Origin of the sequence: Sulfurimonas sp., from assembly GCF_050296975.1 — a bacterium.
Lineage (GTDB): Bacteria > Campylobacterota > Campylobacteria > Campylobacterales > Sulfurimonadaceae > Sulfurimonas.
On sequence record NZ_JBNKRX010000012.1, the window covers coordinates 115,434 to 130,770 of the forward strand.

The 15,337-nt window shown below is 32.9% G+C and carries 22 protein-coding genes; 5 read left to right on the forward strand and 17 right to left on the reverse strand.

Features of this window, described 5'->3' with window-relative positions:
• Positions 1 to 74 precede the first annotated feature (74 nt).
• Both ACQY56_RS04120 and ACQY56_RS04125 read left to right on the forward strand, forming a co-directional pair.
• Positions 75 to 704, forward strand: coding sequence for an NAD(P)H-dependent oxidoreductase (locus ACQY56_RS04120; protein ID WP_428738785.1), 630 nt, complete (start codon positions 75 to 77; stop codon positions 702 to 704).
• A gap of 72 nt (positions 705 to 776) precedes the next feature.
• A complete protein-coding gene (locus ACQY56_RS04125; protein ID WP_428738784.1) occupies positions 777 to 2,366 on the forward strand; it encodes a hypothetical protein in 1,590 nt (529 codons plus the stop codon).
• Here ACQY56_RS04125 and ACQY56_RS04130 read toward each other — a convergent pair.
• The 6 genes from ACQY56_RS04130 to ACQY56_RS04155 all read right to left on the reverse strand — a co-directional run bounded on the left by ACQY56_RS04130 (position 2,355) and on the right by ACQY56_RS04155 (position 6,022).
• Positions 2,355 to 2,480, reverse strand: a complete 126-nt coding sequence (locus tag ACQY56_RS04130) for a hypothetical protein (RefSeq protein ID WP_428743731.1) — start codon at positions 2,478 to 2,480, stop codon at positions 2,355 to 2,357. The genes ACQY56_RS04125 and ACQY56_RS04130 overlap by 12 nt on opposite strands.
• A 28-nt stretch (positions 2,481 to 2,508) precedes the next feature.
• Positions 2,509 to 3,330, reverse strand: a complete 822-nt coding sequence (locus ACQY56_RS04135; RefSeq protein ID WP_428738783.1) for an AraC family transcriptional regulator — start codon at positions 3,328 to 3,330, stop codon at positions 2,509 to 2,511.
• A gap of 211 nt (positions 3,331 to 3,541) precedes the next feature.
• Positions 3,542 to 4,423 carry a DUF2167 domain-containing protein gene (locus tag ACQY56_RS04140; protein WP_428738782.1) on the reverse strand — a complete coding sequence of 294 codons (882 nt, stop codon included), beginning with the start codon at positions 4,421 to 4,423 and terminating at the stop codon, positions 3,542 to 3,544.
• Positions 4,424 to 4,536: 113 nt separating this feature from the next.
• Positions 4,537 to 4,935: an acyl-CoA thioesterase gene (locus ACQY56_RS04145; RefSeq protein ID WP_428738781.1), complete on the reverse strand. Its 399-nt coding sequence runs from the start codon at positions 4,933 to 4,935 to the stop codon at positions 4,537 to 4,539.
• Positions 4,936 to 4,955: 20 nt separating this feature from the next.
• Complete coding sequence (locus ACQY56_RS04150; protein ID WP_428738780.1) at positions 4,956 to 5,570, reverse strand: hypothetical protein; 615 nt, start codon at positions 5,568 to 5,570, stop codon at positions 4,956 to 4,958.
• A gap of 11 nt (positions 5,571 to 5,581) precedes the next feature.
• Entirely contained in the window at positions 5,582 to 6,022 is a 441-nt protein-coding gene (locus tag ACQY56_RS04155; protein ID WP_428739761.1) for a GyrI-like domain-containing protein, read from the reverse strand.
• A gap of 126 nt (positions 6,023 to 6,148) precedes the next feature.
• Here ACQY56_RS04155 and ACQY56_RS04160 point away from each other — a divergent pair, with 126 nt between their 5' ends.
• Positions 6,149 to 6,514, forward strand: a complete 366-nt coding sequence (locus ACQY56_RS04160) for a hypothetical protein (protein WP_428738778.1) — start codon at positions 6,149 to 6,151, stop codon at positions 6,512 to 6,514.
• Positions 6,515 to 6,619: 105 nt separating this feature from the next.
• Here the strand turns inward: ACQY56_RS04160 and ACQY56_RS04165 are convergent, their stop codons facing one another.
• The 3 genes from ACQY56_RS04165 to ACQY56_RS04175 form a co-directional block, all read right to left on the reverse strand.
• Positions 6,620 to 7,609 (reverse strand): alpha/beta fold hydrolase, encoded by a 990-nt coding sequence (locus ACQY56_RS04165; protein ID WP_428738777.1) that lies wholly within the window; start codon positions 7,607 to 7,609, stop codon positions 6,620 to 6,622.
• Positions 7,606 to 8,292 carry a TetR/AcrR family transcriptional regulator gene (locus ACQY56_RS04170; protein ID WP_428738776.1) on the reverse strand — a complete coding sequence of 229 codons (687 nt, stop codon included), beginning with the start codon at positions 8,290 to 8,292 and terminating at the stop codon, positions 7,606 to 7,608. The genes ACQY56_RS04165 and ACQY56_RS04170 overlap by 4 nt, the downstream gene beginning before the upstream one ends.
• Before the next feature lie 247 nt (positions 8,293 to 8,539).
• Positions 8,540 to 8,863 carry an EthD family reductase gene (locus ACQY56_RS04175; protein ID WP_428739802.1) on the reverse strand — a complete coding sequence of 108 codons (324 nt, stop codon included), beginning with the start codon at positions 8,861 to 8,863 and terminating at the stop codon, positions 8,540 to 8,542.
• A 46-nt stretch (positions 8,864 to 8,909) separates the two neighbouring features.
• Here ACQY56_RS04175 and ACQY56_RS04180 point away from each other — a divergent pair, with 46 nt between their 5' ends.
• Entirely contained in the window at positions 8,910 to 9,941 is a 1,032-nt protein-coding gene (locus ACQY56_RS04180; protein ID WP_428739573.1) for a GGDEF domain-containing protein, read from the forward strand.
• Between the two features lie 115 nt (positions 9,942 to 10,056).
• On the opposite strand, the gene ACQY56_RS04185 is transcribed toward ACQY56_RS04180, so the two are convergent.
• Positions 10,057 to 10,308, reverse strand: coding sequence for a YciI family protein (locus ACQY56_RS04185; RefSeq protein WP_428739572.1), 252 nt, complete (start codon positions 10,306 to 10,308; stop codon positions 10,057 to 10,059).
• A 27-nt stretch (positions 10,309 to 10,335) separates the two neighbouring features.
• Positions 10,336 to 10,587: a helix-turn-helix domain-containing protein gene (locus tag ACQY56_RS04190; protein ID WP_428739760.1), complete on the reverse strand. Its 252-nt coding sequence runs from the start codon at positions 10,585 to 10,587 to the stop codon at positions 10,336 to 10,338.
• A 96-nt stretch (positions 10,588 to 10,683) separates the two neighbouring features.
• Between ACQY56_RS04190 and ACQY56_RS04195 the strand changes: the two genes are divergently transcribed.
• Positions 10,684 to 11,403: a sensor domain-containing diguanylate cyclase gene (locus ACQY56_RS04195; protein WP_428739085.1), complete on the forward strand. Its 720-nt coding sequence runs from the start codon at positions 10,684 to 10,686 to the stop codon at positions 11,401 to 11,403.
• Positions 11,404 to 11,415: 12 nt separating this feature from the next.
• Here the strand turns inward: ACQY56_RS04195 and ACQY56_RS04200 are convergent, their stop codons facing one another.
• From ACQY56_RS04200 to ACQY56_RS04225, 6 genes are all read right to left on the reverse strand, one after another.
• Complete coding sequence (locus ACQY56_RS04200) at positions 11,416 to 11,772, reverse strand: hypothetical protein (RefSeq protein ID WP_428739084.1); 357 nt, start codon at positions 11,770 to 11,772, stop codon at positions 11,416 to 11,418.
• 11 nt (positions 11,773 to 11,783) lie between these two features.
• The gene (locus ACQY56_RS04205) at positions 11,784 to 12,212 is read right to left on the reverse strand and encodes a DUF3995 domain-containing protein (protein ID WP_428739083.1); all 429 of its coding nucleotides are present in this window, start codon (positions 12,210 to 12,212) and stop codon (positions 11,784 to 11,786) included.
• A 188-nt stretch (positions 12,213 to 12,400) separates the two neighbouring features.
• On the reverse strand, positions 12,401 to 13,402 hold the full coding sequence (locus ACQY56_RS04210) for a hypothetical protein (RefSeq protein ID WP_428739082.1): 1,002 nt from the start codon (positions 13,400 to 13,402) through the stop codon (positions 12,401 to 12,403).
• Between the two features lie 87 nt (positions 13,403 to 13,489).
• On the reverse strand, positions 13,490 to 14,188 hold the full coding sequence (locus ACQY56_RS04215) for an aspartate/glutamate racemase family protein (protein ID WP_428739081.1): 699 nt from the start codon (positions 14,186 to 14,188) through the stop codon (positions 13,490 to 13,492).
• Between the two features lie 20 nt (positions 14,189 to 14,208).
• Positions 14,209 to 14,751, reverse strand: coding sequence for a pyridoxamine 5'-phosphate oxidase family protein (locus ACQY56_RS04220; RefSeq protein WP_428739080.1), 543 nt, complete (start codon positions 14,749 to 14,751; stop codon positions 14,209 to 14,211).
• Positions 14,752 to 14,753: 2 nt separating this feature from the next.
• Entirely contained in the window at positions 14,754 to 15,323 is a 570-nt protein-coding gene (locus tag ACQY56_RS04225; protein ID WP_428739079.1) for an N-acetyltransferase family protein, read from the reverse strand.
• Between the last annotated feature and the right edge of the window lie 14 nt (positions 15,324 to 15,337).

The window sequence follows — 15,337 nt, forward strand, 5'->3', positions numbered from 1 at the left end:
TTAGGTAAGTTCTTGACATAATAACATACATAAGATAAAGTTACAAAATACACATTTAATTAAAGGATACAAAAATGGAAAACAAATTTATGGAAGCGATGCAATTTAGACATGCTTGTAAACTATTTGATGAAAATAAAAAAATTTCGGATGAAAATATTCATACCATCATGGAGTCTGCCAGATTATCCCCTTCCTCTTTTGGACTTGAACTATGGAAGTTTTTAGTGATTACAAACGATGAACTTCGAGCAAAACTACGACCTTTTTGTTGGGATCAACCCCAGATCACTACCTCTTCACATTTAGTTGTAGTATTGGCTGCTATTGATGATGCAAAAGTACAGAGTGGCACTATTGAGAAAAGATTTGCCAGATGGGGACTAGAACCTGAACAGCTCCAGTTTTACCTCAATCTTTACGCTAACCATCTAGGAGACACACTTAAAACTGATGAAAATATCTACTCATGGACTGCGAGACAATCTTTTATAGCAGCAGCAAACATGATGACTTCCGCTGCATACTTAGGGATAGACTCTTGCCCGATCGAGGGGTATGATAAAGAAAAAGTTCAGGAGTTACTGGGCATTGACACTTCAAAATATCGCCTCACTATGCTTCTGCCTTTTGGTTACAGAGTAAATCCAGCAAAACCAAAAACAAGACTTGCATTTGATGAAGTGATCGAGTTTATCAATTAAAAATACTTTTCTATAAGTTCTTTATATAGCATTTTTTGTTAACATATTTGTATAGCAAAAAAAGGGATTAGTATGCAAAAGATTATAATTGCCTTTATATTAAGTTTATCTTTTATAGGATGTAATTCACAAAGCACCAGTAGTTCAGTTGATACAAATCACCATAGTGCGATTCCAGCTACTACTAAGGCATGGAAACTAAGTGATGAACAGTTTATTCCTGCTGCCATGTCAATGACAGTTATACATCCTCGCCCAGATAGTGAAACAAACTCTTGGGCTAGAAACCGAAATGCGTATCCAGGTTTACGTTATGAGCTTCCTATTGGTGTTCAAGGTGGAGCATGGCCATTTTTTTATCAAATTATAGATGGACCTAATGGAGCAAGTATTGGTGAAATGTATGGAGAAGAAAATTACGGTGTCATTACATGGACTGCTCCTAGTGTAGAGGGTGAACATAACTTTACTGTGCGTGTTACAGATCAAGAGTATCATTATGTTGACATTAACTGGAGTGTTAATGTCAATAAAGCTACTTTTGTTTTTCTTGATAAAGATAATGGTAATGATACAAATGATGGTACACTTGAAGCACCTTTAAAAACATTTGCAGGTATGTACCATGTAGATACAGATGACACAACATATGCACAAAAAATTTTAGTAGTTCGAGAATCAAACGAATCATATCAGTTAATTGGTCACACTGCCAATAATGGAAATGTACGTCTTAATAGTACAAAAAAACCTATTGTTTGGATAGCCTACCCTGATGAATCTCCTGTTTTTGATGCTTCCCAAGCCAAGATTTTGACAGAAAAACCATATGATGACTTTTATATGGGAGGGATCCGTTTTGAACATGGTCGTCAAGATGTCAATAATGCTCACTTTTTTTGGGTGGCCGCAGTTGGAGATCGCATAACTTTTTTTCAAAACTATTTTTATGATCTTGGTCCTGGAGTCAAAGGAAACGACAATACTGGTCCTGTATTTATCTCAAGAACTAAATCAGAAAGTAACATAAGTGTAAATGCGCCTAAACATTACATTTTGGCAAAACAAAACACTTATGATGAGATTCGCAATAAAGGTTATAATGGGCAATACTTTGAATTTTACACTACAAAATATGTACTCATAGAAGAAGAGGTCGCGAAAAATTCTGATTCATCAGCTGGGTGGTATGCAAAAGGTGCAATTTCCCATACGACAATGCGTGCAAATACCGCAGTAGATAATGTATATGGTCAACAAATGGGTGGTAGTTATGGAGAAGAGTCTGGAGAAGTACCACACGATTTTGAATTTTGCTATAACAATATTCATACACAAGATAGTACGGTCGCTTACCCTGCATTTATGATGGCAAGAAGTAACTACTACTTAGGGGAGGGTTACGCAACTTCTATCTATCGCAATACAGTTACAAATGGTATCGCTAAAGTACGATTTTATGGTGCAGACTTATACCATCTCAACGGTAATGTATTTAACAATGGACAAGCTAATGCTGAGATTTTTGATAGTGAGTATGAAGAAAATCTAATCGCTACAGGAGATGAAACTTTTGTGGATGAAAATCATTCCCTTACAGGTGAATATATCCAATACAAAGGTATCCGAGGGCATGAGATTGTTATGCCCCTAAGCTCTTGAGGGATCTTTATACTCCACTGCAATATCTACAAACCACTTCAAATAACGAAGATTATTTACATGGCCATTTTCATCTATATCTTCTGGTTTTACTACGATTTTTTTTGCATCTATTGTCTTTTAGATGGCAATTATACATCATTTATTGTATAGGAACATATATCTCTGTTCTTAAATCTTTTTCCTCGATTCCTGTTGGATCGAGATTGAGATACTTTTGCACCTGCGGTTCGTCTCGTAAAGTGATTCCATTGGAAACTATCCAGTCTCCTACATTTTTAAAGGTCTCACCCAAAAGCTCATATGCGCCTTCATGCATAAACACAGCATATTTACCTCCAGCTATCACTTTTTTTTGTACTTCACCTTTACTTTGAGGTAAATCATCGTGAAACTCTACACAGGCATCATAACGCAGATTTTCTGCTTCGATCACATAAGGGTTGTCATGGGAGATACCATACCTCACTGCGACTTTCCCTCGTAAATCATTTTGCATAATGTACTCAACCATAGATTTCCAAGCAGCATCTGCTGAGAGCATATAATCACCTGTTTTTCTTACAAACAATAGCTCTATTGGTTCTATTTCTACGATTTTAGGTTCTAACATTTTGTCTCCTTTTCCAATTTTTTGTTTTTTTGAAAACTCTTTTGGAGTCATCTCAAAACGTTTTTTAAATGCTTTTGAAAAAGAGGCATTTGTTTCATAACCACTTTCCATTGCAATCTGCGTGATCTTTTTATCTGTTTTAAATTTTGAGATTGTACTTTGAAGACGAACTTTACGTATATAGTCTCCAACATTCTCATTCATCACAGATTTAAAGATTCTATGAAAGTGGTATTTTGAAAATCCAGCAACTGCGCAGAGTTCATCAAGTGTAAGATTATCAGCGTAGTTATCTTCTATATAAAACACTACCTCATATACACTGCGTATATAACTCTCTTTGGTTGTCATGTCATTTCCTCTTTTTAAAAGCTGGAAGAATTATAGGAGATATAAAAGATGAAAACTACTCCCAGATTGCTAAGTTTTGTAAAATTCAATCAATCCATATCATAAGTGTTCAAAGTATAACAAGTTCTATAAACTAAAATCCACTTCCTGTTAAAGTTTCATGCACACTGTAACTCATGGATAAGAGAAAGACAAGTAATACTTTCAAAAACTACTTACTTTTTTTTGAAAAAAACTTTTTAAATGCTGCCCAACCACCACCAGCTAGTGCAATAGCGATCACTTTGCCAAATTTTGCTAAAAATGCAGCAATCACAGCAAAAAGTCCTAATTTTTTTGCAGCAACTCCAGTTACTAAAGCTGCTAAACCATACGAAGCGATTTTATCTGTTGACATATCAACATCTACATAACGCTTACCTTGTGTAAAGTGTAAGTTATCTATCAACTCTTTACTTGTTGGTTTTAGCTCTTCAACTTGATCTAAACGTGTCACCAAATTAAGCGATACATACCCTTCTCTTCCAAGAACCAAAGTATTGTAGTTAACCCCTGCACCATTTGTTTGCATCTGTTTTTTTTCTTTAGACGAAACTGACCAGATCATCTGGTGTGTATGTGAAAAGTATGTAGGTTGCTCTACCCAACCAACAACCTCTATCTCAGGCCAACCACGTTTGATGAACTCTTTGTTCATCTCCTCTGTGCCCTCTTTCATCTGTTCAAGCATCTCAACAGAATCCCAATCTTTTGCATCATCATCTCTTATATAGCCAGACGCTGTATAATCAACTGTGACATACCACCATCCTGCACTTTCAGAAATAGGAACTATCATACCTTCAAATTCGTTATTTACACGATTTCCAAGTGCCTTCATCAATCTGGTTGCTTGTGGATTTGGTATAAACCCTACACCTTGGGGCAAGTCTAAGGTTGCTTGACTTCGTATAGCAAGTTTTGAAGGTCCTTGTTGTAAAACTTGTAAACCTGCATTGTATGCATCTTCAATCTCTTTTTGATATATATCTTCACCCCATAAAGGGATACAAAATAGTGTTATAACAATTAACTTTATCATAAATCTGTACATTTTTACTTCCTTACTTTAGTGTAAAGATGATATCAAAATTTATTTTAAATTGATATTATTTGTTAATAAAAAACATTACTGAAGTTTGATTTTTAGTTTTGATTTGTTTGAAACTACATATATTTTTCTATAAGCTCTTTTGGAATTTTTTGTGGACGAAATGTCGTAAACTCAACAAATACCCAGTTTGTCCATCCTTCACATATCGTTTTACCAGTAGTAATATTTTTGAGCTCATACTTACGAACTGATTGTACAGTTTTGACACTCTCTATCCACGTACAAAGCTCCAACTCATCCCCTTCAAAAGCACTGAGATGATAAGTAATGTGATGCTCTTTTGCCATCCAAGTTCTGTTGATAGCTTGAAGTGTTACATGCCCAACATTTAATGAATCAGAATGCTCCACCGCAATATCTACAAACCATTCCATATAACGAAGATTGTTTACATGCCCATTTTCATCTATATCGCTTGGTTTTACTACTATTTTTTTGCAATATTTTTTCATCTATTTTCCTTGAATGGATATTATTCCATAACTATCATCAAAAAGCCTGTAAACGCGGCGTTATCATTTGTATTTATCTTTACTTCTTTTTTCATCTTTTGCAACACTTTTTTATACTCTTTGTAAAACTCATAACTCGGTTTTGGTTTATACACAAGGTCTGGAACCTCAAAATAGTTGATAATGTTTTTTGTCGTGGTTGGTTTGATGAAGAACTCTTTTTCTCTATAAAAATAATAAGGTATAAGTGAAACTAGCGACCACTTTGCGAGTTTGTTGAGTGCTAGTATCTCAACTAAACCTTCAAAACCCTCTTTTTGATCTCCAAAAAGTAACTCATACAAAGCGATGCTGAGCATATCTTTTTGCTCCATGCTCATTACTTTAACCATATCTCTTACTTTTGGTTTTTCAAAGAGTGAAACAAGAGAAGATTTTGAAACTATTTTTGCATAGTTCTCACAGATCAGATCAGGATCGCTAAAATTCTCTTTCGCAAACATCTCATGCACCTGTTCACTTATTTTCGGAGTGTTGTGTCTTTTTTTAACAGCTAACAATGCCTCATCTTCAAACCCATCTGGATAAAGCCCATAAAAATGTGCCTCTGCTTCTTTTAGTTTTTGGATATTCATATGATCTCCTTTTATTTGATTCCTATATAAACCTCTACTTCATCCATTGCCACATACTTTTCAAAGTCGGTTTTATAAGCTCTTTGCTCTACGCCCTCTTTACTAAAATAGTTCCAAACTTCCACCCATGTATCGATCACAACTTTTGGCATCTCACCTTTAGCACGAAATACTAAATATTCTCCAGATTCAATAGTAATATTTTCATACATTGCATCTTTATCATGCTTTAGTCCTGCAAGTACATCAAACTCTCCATTCATATCTGACTCATATGAAAAGTACACTCCATAAACTTCTCCGGATTCCATATTTCCTTGAGCAATATCTACACTGCAAAAATCACCCCAAAGTTTTGCTATCTTACCAGTTTCAGGGTTCATCTCAGCACTGTTACTTGTACGAACTTTTAAACCTGCAACATTAAAACTTTCTACTTTTACTTTTTTCACTTATACTCCTTTTATCTACTGTTTATAAGTTTAGCAAATTCATTCAAGATATTTAAAAACATTACAAAATGCAATATATTTTTATTAAAATATATGTAACGTTTTAAAGTTCTAAGGATAAAAACTATGAAATACCTAATAAAAGCAAAAATAAAACAAAAAACCAAACTTATGGAAGCGATCCAAAACGAGACCATAGGACAAGGCTCAGTTGCCTTTGGCGAATACCTCAAAAACATGAAAGAAGCCAGAGAGCTAGATGATGGTACCATCTGCTGGATAGAGGTGTGCTTTTGTGATACACCGCTCAATGAAGAACTACCATACTGGGAAGAGTATTTTGAAGATATCGTGATAGAGAACGCACATGATCCGAAAAATTGCCAAGATTTTAATGACAAAGAAAAACGTGCCTGTTTTAACTGTAAATGTACTAAAAAACTTGAAATTGAGATGCTTAGTTGGGGTACTCCTTTTTTAACAAAAGTATAAGTGTAGCCAAGAAAATGTGCTTGAAGATTTTGAGACAAACCAATACTCCCTTTTATTTAGAATATTAGTTTAGATTAAAAAAAATTTCCTTTACATAGATTAATTTTAAGTATCAGTTTTTAAATATTTTCTTACTATAGAGACAGTTTGTTCGGGCTGTTCTGCAAACATCATATGACCACTGTTTTTTATAATTTTTAGTTCTGCACTTTTAAAGTACTTCATCTGTTTTTTTTGAAACTTTACACCAATCTTTTTATTACATTGAGATGCTAAAAAAAGAACCTTCTCTGGGAAGTTTTCTACACCCTTTATCAGATCAATATCAATCTCACCCTTTGAATCAACTATTAGATTATTCACATTGGATGCTGAACTCGCACTAGCTCTAAAGACTTCCAAGCCTACATCAGGAATAATACCATTACAATAATACTCAGGATTCGCATATGGTGCAACATTTGCTATAAAATAATCACTTCTTGAATCTTTATCTTTAGAATCTATATGCAAAGACTCAAACCATACTTTTGAAGCATGTAATAAAAAGCCGATATCCCACTTAGGACCAAAATATATATCTGCCTCTTTTATCATCTTTGTGGTTAAAAACCCAGGTTCTGCTAAAACTGCATGTTTAACTTTCTGGGGATATTTGCCTATATAACCAGATACCAACATCGCTCCCCAAGAGTGACCTATCAAATCAACTTTTTTACTTTTTGAATAATAATCTATAATAGCATCCAAATCTTGAAAATAGCTCTGTAATGTCAGCTCTTTTGGATCAACTCTTGGAGATAGCCCCGTACCTTTTTGATCATAAAAAACTACAAAAAACTCATCAGATAGTTTTTGTATTGGCAATAAACTTTTATAATCCCAGCCTGGACCTCCATGAACTACAATAACTACTTGATTTTTTGGATTACCAAATGTTTGGGCATGAAATAGTGTATCTTTTAACTTAATATGGGATATAGTTTTATCACTTGAAAGGGTAGAAGGTACGCTGTATCTTCCACTTGTTAAAATATAAAACAGTGAAAACACGCCGACAATACTTAAAAAAATACCGAGAAAAACCTTTTTCATAATAAACTCTTTTGATCACTAAATATATCAAAGACATTAATTATCTCTTTTTCAAACATCTTAACAAGCATATTTGGATCTTTTTTTAAAAGTATCAATGAAGTTCCAAAAAAAAGTGAAGAGAGTGTTAAAAATAACAACTCCGTATCAGTACCTTTGGGGAGTTCTCTTGCATTGATAGCCTTTTGTATCAACGGTGGGATAATACTCTCTAAACCAAACGTATCAAGCTCTTCAACATATTCAATATCTTGAAAAAAATACCACTTTTCCCCATTTGTTATTTGATGAACTTTTGATATTTTCGATTGTGCTTGAAATGAGATAATCTCAAGCATCAGTTGAGGATTTTTTAGCATATTTTTTGCAGTATAGAGAAAAATATCTTTTATCGTATCAAGAGATGAAATAGAAACATTTTCATACTTTTTTGATATAACATTCATCTCTATAGACCATATTTGAATAAAATATACTAACAAATCTTGTTTTGAATCAAAATAGTTAAAAAAAGTAGGTTCTGAAACTTCAGCCTTTGAAGCTATATCTTTTATCATAATAGCTGATAAGGAGTTTGTTTCAAGCTCTTTTAAAAAAACATTTAAAAGAGTTACTTTAGTTTTTATATACTTTTTTTCCCTTTGGGTAAGTTTGTTAAATTTATCTATATTTTTAGTTTTCATAAAAATATTATAGCTAACTATATTTTTATAGTCAAGTATATAAATAGATAATAATTTTAACTATTACCTAATTCTACTTAACTGCGTAGAAGTTATACCTAAGTGATCAGCTATATGATCATCTGCAAGTAGATGCAACGCCCACCACAATAAATTCTCACTGCTGTGTTATCTAGTTTTAAAGTTTTGTGTTCTTTCATATTATTTCTCTTAAAACTCAAAATATATATATTTAAAAACACTTCTTTTATGCTGTAATTTTAACCTCATTGATCTGTATAGTTGGTTCTATATCGGTATAGTTTTTTATATCTCCTTGCAACTCTTCTGCATGGGGCATAAAAGCATTTAAAAAATCTTCAATAGTTTCAAAATAGTAGTGACACATCGCTACATAATTTGAGGCAATATTGTACTCTTGCAACTCTACACCCTTTTCTACAGACACTTTTACAAAACCTTTTGCATTTGAGAGTAACTCGATCGATCGTGGCATATGCACATTTAAATAATATTCAAAATCAAACCGACTATCTTCTTTTTCTCTGTGTAATAAGGTATAATTAAGAATTCAATATATACTATATTGTTATTATTACAGGACAAGGAAACATTTTATGAACTCCTTATATAAAACTTTTACCTCTAACAATGACCCGCTACGTACTAGACAATTTATACTTATTAATGGATTCTTCTTTATAGGGATAATCGCATTTATTGTCTTTGGCTTTATCAATTTTTTTGTCACACAAAATTATCTTGTATCACTTTTAGATGCCATTGCACTTATGGTGTTTCTACTCTCTTTTTCAGATCTTAAAAAAACACAACATATCAATAAAGCTGCGACAATAGGCATTGCCCTTATCTCAATATTTATGTTTACATTCGCTATTATAAACCATAATCAAAGTTTTGGGCTGATTTGGAGCATTTTTTTCCCTATTTTTGCTATGGTGATGATGGGACATAAAAAAGGACTTATTGCCTCTCTTATTTATTATATTATACTCTATTCGATACTTTTTTATGGACTCTTTTATTGGGAAAACAGCAGCTGGGATATGCTATCCCTTGTAAGGCTTGTCATTACGTCTTTCGTATTGATGTTTGCAATTTTTATTATGGAATACTCTGTATATAAGATGGAAATAAATCTACAAAACATCTCCATTACAGACCAATTAACTGGTCTTTATAACCGTAGAGAAATAGATGAAACTATGCAGAAGAAATATGAATGTTTTCAAAGATATGAAATGTGTCTCTCCATTTGTATTATAGATATCGATAATTTTAAGCAAGTCAACGATACCTACGGACATGCGACAGGAGACAATGTATTGGTGCAGTTATCAGAAATATTAAAAGAAAATACGAGAAAAACGGATACTGTAGGAAGATGGGGAGGAGAAGAGTTTATTGTCATTATGCCCCATACCGATATAAACAACGCTTTTGAACATATAAAACAAATAAAACAAAAAATTAATAGTTTTCAGTTTGAAGAAATTGGACATCTTACTTGTAGTTTTGGTATGTCCGAAGCGGAACATAGAGAAGAAAACGTAGAACAACTTTTTTTAAAAGCTGATAAAAAACTCTACGAAGCAAAAAATTCTGGAAAAGATAAGATTGTTTTTTAATATTCAAACAAAACTGTTTTTAAAATAGTTTTAAAACTTGACATAAAAATAATTATTCCAATACCCCAGCTTTTTTTACCTTCAAAAGTTTCTATTGGTTGCATTTATAGAGCTTTTAAACATCCCATTCATACACGGTCACAATCGATGACTTAGAAGTATGAACTGGGTCACTAAATGCTATAGATTTTGCTTCTTCTAGGTTTTTAGCTTTTATCAGATAAGCTCCACCAGATTTATCTGTAAATGGACCAGCAAGTTCAAGTAAACCTCGTTGTTTTATATCATCTAAAAATGCATAATGTGCATCGATAACCGATGGATCAAACTGTGGTGTACGAACAGTCATAATAAGATATTTTAACATGTAGTTTCCTTGTTTTAACTTCATAATTTATTCATTAAAAAATTCACAGACATCTACTTCTAAAACATAAGCAATCTTTACTAAATGTTCTATATTGAAATGTTGTTTATTATGATAAATTTCTGCTAATGAGATTATTGATACAGATTTATGACCTATAGCTTCAGCCAGTTTTAACTGACTTAATCCTTTTTCAGTACGAATTTTTTTAACCTTATTTCCGATGTTTATATACATCTTATCAATATAATTATCTGGTAGTGTTTCAATATCTTTCATAATAGACCAACTTGTTATAAGAAGTTGTGAAGTTTATTAAGTTATAATTTTTTATTCAACTTGTTATAACAAGTTAATTTATATGAAGAGATGCAAATGATAAAAAATTTATATTTAAAAGAATCAATTGTAATTTTAGAAAAATATGTAGCAATTTCTATAACAAACTTACAAGGAGAAATGACTTATGTAAGTCCTGCATTTTGTAATTTAACTGGGTATACAAAAGATAAAATTATTTATTGGATTGATATTTATGTTGAGCCGATTTTTTACAATAGATCAATAATTGGTTATCAAGCAATTGAGCAAAATATAACAAAAGAAACTTTTTATGAAACTTTAGTCAAAAATGACACATTAACTGGTTTGTACAGTCGATTGGCAATTCATGACTTTTTAAAATCAACTTTATATATTGCTAAAGAAAAAGATGAAACTCTTTGCATAATTATGGTAGATTTAGATAATTTCAAAAAGATAAATGATTTATATGGGCATCTAGTTGGTGATGATGTTTTAAAAAGAGTAGCCAAGATTCTTGAAGGTTTAGTTCGTACAAATGATCATGTGGGGCGATGGGGTGGTGAAGAGTTTTTAATAGTTTTACCAAAAACATCTTATCAAAATGCGAAAGAATTAGCTGAACGCTTACGAAAAGGGGTTGCATCATATAAATTTGAAACTATTGGGTTTAAAACTGCTAGTTTTGGTGTTGCCCAAATGCATCAAGAAGATAGCTTTGAGAGTTTACTAAAAAAAGCAGATGATGCACTATATAAATCCAAAAAGAATGGTAAGAATAGTGTTAATTGATTTTGCATTATTTCATTGTAATAATTCGCTATCATCCAACTCTTCACCAAGCCAAAGTTTTACATCTTTTGCCCCTACACTAAAAGCTAGTTCACGCAAAATCTTCTCTTCCACTTCTGAGAGTTTCTCATCGACCATCTCCAATGGATGCATTACAACTTTAGGGCCCACTAAACTTTTTCCAAAAGTAGAAAAAGCTTTTTTTAGTAACCCTTCTGCAACTGTAAACTCCCCTATTAGAAGACGATCAGTTGAAAAAGGTGTTGAAGCATCAAAAACTATAGTTTTACCACTATTAACGGATCGAACAATGAAAGAGTTTTTCTTAATTTGTACATAATAAACTGGCTTTTTGAATATTGCTATCAATCTACTTTTCCTTATAAACTTGCTTTGAAAGTGAGTATGGTAAAAACAATTCCAAAAAATACACAGATAGGGGAAAAATATTTTGTATCATAAACAGCAAACTCTGTATCTCTAACTTTTTTAAAAAAACCAATAACATGAAATTCACCGATTGCTCTCAGTAAAAAAATTATAGCTATAGCTACTCCACTATATATATAGAATTCTTTTTTTTCAACTGCGTTAAAATCATAAAATGCTAAAGCATAAGCTATATATGAAAAAAAGAACATTACGCCAGTTACAATCAAAGTAAGTACTTTATCTGGCTGAAATAACAACTTTCCGTTTTTTAATGGTAAAGCTTTACTTAAACCTCTTTTTCCACCGAAAACCCAATAAAGATGGAGTATCCCTATCAAAGTTAGCAAAGTAATTGTAATAAAAACTATAAAATTCATCTTCTCCATCCAAATTTATTTAGTTAGAATTATGTATAGACTTACTCAATGCTATAGACTGTGCTATATAAAAAGTAGTAATTAGATATTTTAACATTTAGTTTCCTTTTACTTTTTTATACTCAATTAGCTTTTTTTCAACACTAACTTTAGTTTGAATTAGTACAAACTCGATATCTTATACTATTTTATATATTTACAAATCTCTCAGGCTTCACACGAGATACTATGTCAAAGCCTTTTGTCTTTTTAAAAGACATATTATGTACAAAGTTTGTCATAGAATCAGAAGGATCAATTGCTTCTAGATTTAACGATTGTAATGTACTTCTAGATATACAAGCAGATAAAATCGGTGATTCTTCAAGATGTCCAGTTTGTGTATTTAATAATTCATCAACGGCTGTAATAATGACTAAATCATCTGGTAGTATTGAAAATAACTCATTTGCTACTCGTAAAATAGAGCTACAAACATAATCTTGATATAGCTCGTTAAACTTTCCTTGTGGCATTTTTTTCACAGATAATTTACCACTTTGCAATAATCCTTTAATTTCATTTGGAATAATTTCTTTTCCATGAACATTAATTGTTGCTTCGACAATTCCAGTATCCCCGATGGAAATTTCTAAACTTGATCCAAGATTTGAGATTTCAGAAAAAGGATCTAGATCTTCAATTACTTCAAGTTTTGCTTGACTATGACCATTTAATAAAGATTTCGCTAAACTAGTAGTTTTTTCCCATTCTTCAAAATCTTTCTTCCATTTAGAAAAATTTTCATTATATTTTAAAGTGTCTTGATTGATTGCAACTTCAATATTGGTTTTGAGTTTTTGTCTTACCTTTTCTTCTCTTTGAAAAAGTCGATCTATAAAACCTGGTTTATAGTTATCAGCTTTATGACGAGCATTATGCTCATAAGTATCTGTCTTTTCTGGTTGAATAGGTTCTTTTTGGATTGAAAGCTCTTTCCATTGTATAGGAACACTACATTCTTTATGAAGAGATTGAATTATTTCTATATGATTTTCATATACTTCAACTTCATAAGCGGCTTGTTCTAACTCTTGCATACGTTCATATTGTTTTTGACGCTTTTCAAGTTCTCGTTGACGCCTTTTTGCATCTCTTTCAGCTGCTCTAACAGCAGCTCCAATTGAACGAACTGTACCTTTCCAACCCATATACTATCTCCTCTAATTGTAAACAGTTACTAAGTACTTATCAAATTTCAATATATTCTACCAAAAAATATTACAAAATATAATATTTTATCCCAAAGCCATCTCCACCGCTTTATTGGCATGAATCGCAGCAGTATCATAAAGCTTCACATCCACATCTTCTTGTTGTACAAGTAGTCCTATCTCTGTGCATCCTAGTATGATCCCCTCACACCCTTCTTGTGCAAGGAAATTGATGATTTTTATGTACTCTTTTTTAGAGCTCTCTTTTGTTATACCCAAACAAAGTTCATCATAGATCACTTTATGTACGATCTCTCTATCTTCTTTTTGCGGTACTACTACTTCCAAGCCATGACTTTGTAGTCGCTCTTTGTAAAACTCTTGCTCCATTGTAAAAGCAGTACCCAATAGTCCCACTTTTTTTAGCCCATCTTTGAGTATAGCTTCAGCAGCTGCATCGGCGATGTGCAAGATGGGGATGTTGATATTTTGCTCTATTTGTGGCAATACTTTGTGCATCGTATTTGTACATATAAGTAAAAAGTCAGCGTTTGCCGCTTCGATCTGCTTGGCTGCTTTTGAGAGTATTTTTGCTGTTTCATCTTCCCAAATACCACTGCTTTGCAACACCTCGATCGGCTCAAAATCTACACTTACCATAGCTATCTTTGCACTATGGTGTTTTCCTAGTTTTTTATTTATTCCTTGGTTGATGTTTTTATAGTACTCCAGCGTACTCTCCCAGCTCATACCACCAAGTAATCCTATAGTTTTTTGCTCCACACTTTTTCCTTATATTTTATCTATAAATTTTTTTGACGAAACTCACTTAGATCAGGAGGTGTGCCATTTTTCTCTTGATACGCTTCTATTTTTCCATTTCTCTCGCCATCTATACACCACTCTCGTAAAGTATCTCGCTCACCTTTGTACTCAAAAAACGGTACGCTCATCCCACAACTGCTTTCAACACAATAGATACGAAGTTTTATAAACTGTCGCATCCCTTCAAAATTTACACCTTCAAAGTGTGCACGAGCTTGTAGATCATCTTTACTGATAACTTCCCCTTTACAAAAGAGGCGTAAAATCTTAGGGCTTCCCTCATAAGCACAAAACACAACTGTAACTTCTCCATCAGCGTTAATATCGCGTGCTGTTCTATTTCCACTTCCAACATAATCTAAAAAGATAACTTCATTATCCTCAAGTATGCGAAACACGTCATAACCTCTTGGGCTGAGATTTACTTCACTACCATTACTGGCACTTGCTATAAAAAACATCTTCTGATCTTGTATAAATGTTTTGTCTTGTTCACTTAAGCTATCGTATCTTTTTCCCATTGCTACTCCTTTACTCCTAACTTACAAGAGGTATCATACACTAACTCATAATACTCATTGTTATTAAACTCAAATTCCCGTATCACTTCAAGTCCGAGTTTTTTTGTATGGGCGTTGTATGATCGTGGGTTTATCTTGTTTATAAATGTCACGAGTATCGGGTAGCGTTTTGCCATCTGCTCTCTTGCAAAGTCAAATATTTGCTCCAATACTCCGCTCCCTCGAACACTTTTGTCTATACAGATCGGACCATATTGGTAGGAGTTCTCAACACTTAGTTTTTGCCCAAGATACTCAAGCTCTCCAAGATGCTCGATCATATATGCAAACATTGGCCACCGTGACCAAAACTGCCAAGATGCAGCCATAACATACGCCACTACCTCGCCATCTTTCTTAGCTATAAAAAGCCCTTGCTCTTGCTCGATCAGAGCTTGAAGTTGATCATGTGTAAAAGGTGTCGTTACAAAACCATCTTTTTTATCTTCTTCGTTGATGCTATCTACTTGGTAGCGGTAGTGCAGTTTTAAAGTGTCATCTATGTCGTCGATCTCTGCTATTTTATATTTCATCACTATCCTTTTAT

Excerpts from the sequence above, each read along its gene's own strand:
- ACQY56_RS04120 (WP_428738785.1), top strand. The coding sequence starts at position 75 with ATGGAAAACAAATTTATGGAAGCGATGCAATTTAGACATGCTTGTAAA.
- ACQY56_RS04125 (WP_428738784.1), top strand. The coding sequence starts at position 777 with ATGCAAAAGATTATAATTGCCTTTATATTAAGTTTATCTTTTATAGGA.
- ACQY56_RS04135 (WP_428738783.1), bottom strand. The coding sequence starts at position 3,330 with ATGACAACCAAAGAGAGTTATATACGCAGTGTATATGAGGTAGTGTTT.
- ACQY56_RS04140 (WP_428738782.1), bottom strand. The coding sequence starts at position 4,423 with ATGTACAGATTTATGATAAAGTTAATTGTTATAACACTATTTTGTATC.
- ACQY56_RS04145 (WP_428738781.1), bottom strand. The coding sequence starts at position 4,935 with ATGAAAAAATATTGCAAAAAAATAGTAGTAAAACCAAGCGATATAGAT.
- ACQY56_RS04150 (WP_428738780.1), bottom strand. The coding sequence starts at position 5,570 with ATGAATATCCAAAAACTAAAAGAAGCAGAGGCACATTTTTATGGGCTT.
- ACQY56_RS04160 (WP_428738778.1), top strand. The coding sequence starts at position 6,149 with ATGAAATACCTAATAAAAGCAAAAATAAAACAAAAAACCAAACTTATG.
- ACQY56_RS04165 (WP_428738777.1), bottom strand. The coding sequence starts at position 7,609 with ATGAAAAAGGTTTTTCTCGGTATTTTTTTAAGTATTGTCGGCGTGTTT.
- ACQY56_RS04170 (WP_428738776.1), bottom strand. The coding sequence starts at position 8,292 with ATGAAAACTAAAAATATAGATAAATTTAACAAACTTACCCAAAGGGAA.
- ACQY56_RS04180 (WP_428739573.1), top strand. The coding sequence starts at position 8,910 with ATGAACTCCTTATATAAAACTTTTACCTCTAACAATGACCCGCTACGT.
- ACQY56_RS04185 (WP_428739572.1), bottom strand. The coding sequence starts at position 10,308 with ATGTTAAAATATCTTATTATGACTGTTCGTACACCACAGTTTGATCCA.
- ACQY56_RS04190 (WP_428739760.1), bottom strand. The coding sequence starts at position 10,587 with ATGAAAGATATTGAAACACTACCAGATAATTATATTGATAAGATGTAT.
- ACQY56_RS04195 (WP_428739085.1), top strand. The coding sequence starts at position 10,684 with ATGATAAAAAATTTATATTTAAAAGAATCAATTGTAATTTTAGAAAAA.
- ACQY56_RS04205 (WP_428739083.1), bottom strand. The coding sequence starts at position 12,212 with ATGAATTTTATAGTTTTTATTACAATTACTTTGCTAACTTTGATAGGG.
- ACQY56_RS04210 (WP_428739082.1), bottom strand. The coding sequence starts at position 13,402 with ATGGGTTGGAAAGGTACAGTTCGTTCAATTGGAGCTGCTGTTAGAGCA.
- ACQY56_RS04220 (WP_428739080.1), bottom strand. The coding sequence starts at position 14,751 with ATGGGAAAAAGATACGATAGCTTAAGTGAACAAGACAAAACATTTATA.
- ACQY56_RS04225 (WP_428739079.1), bottom strand. The coding sequence starts at position 15,323 with ATGAAATATAAAATAGCAGAGATCGACGACATAGATGACACTTTAAAA.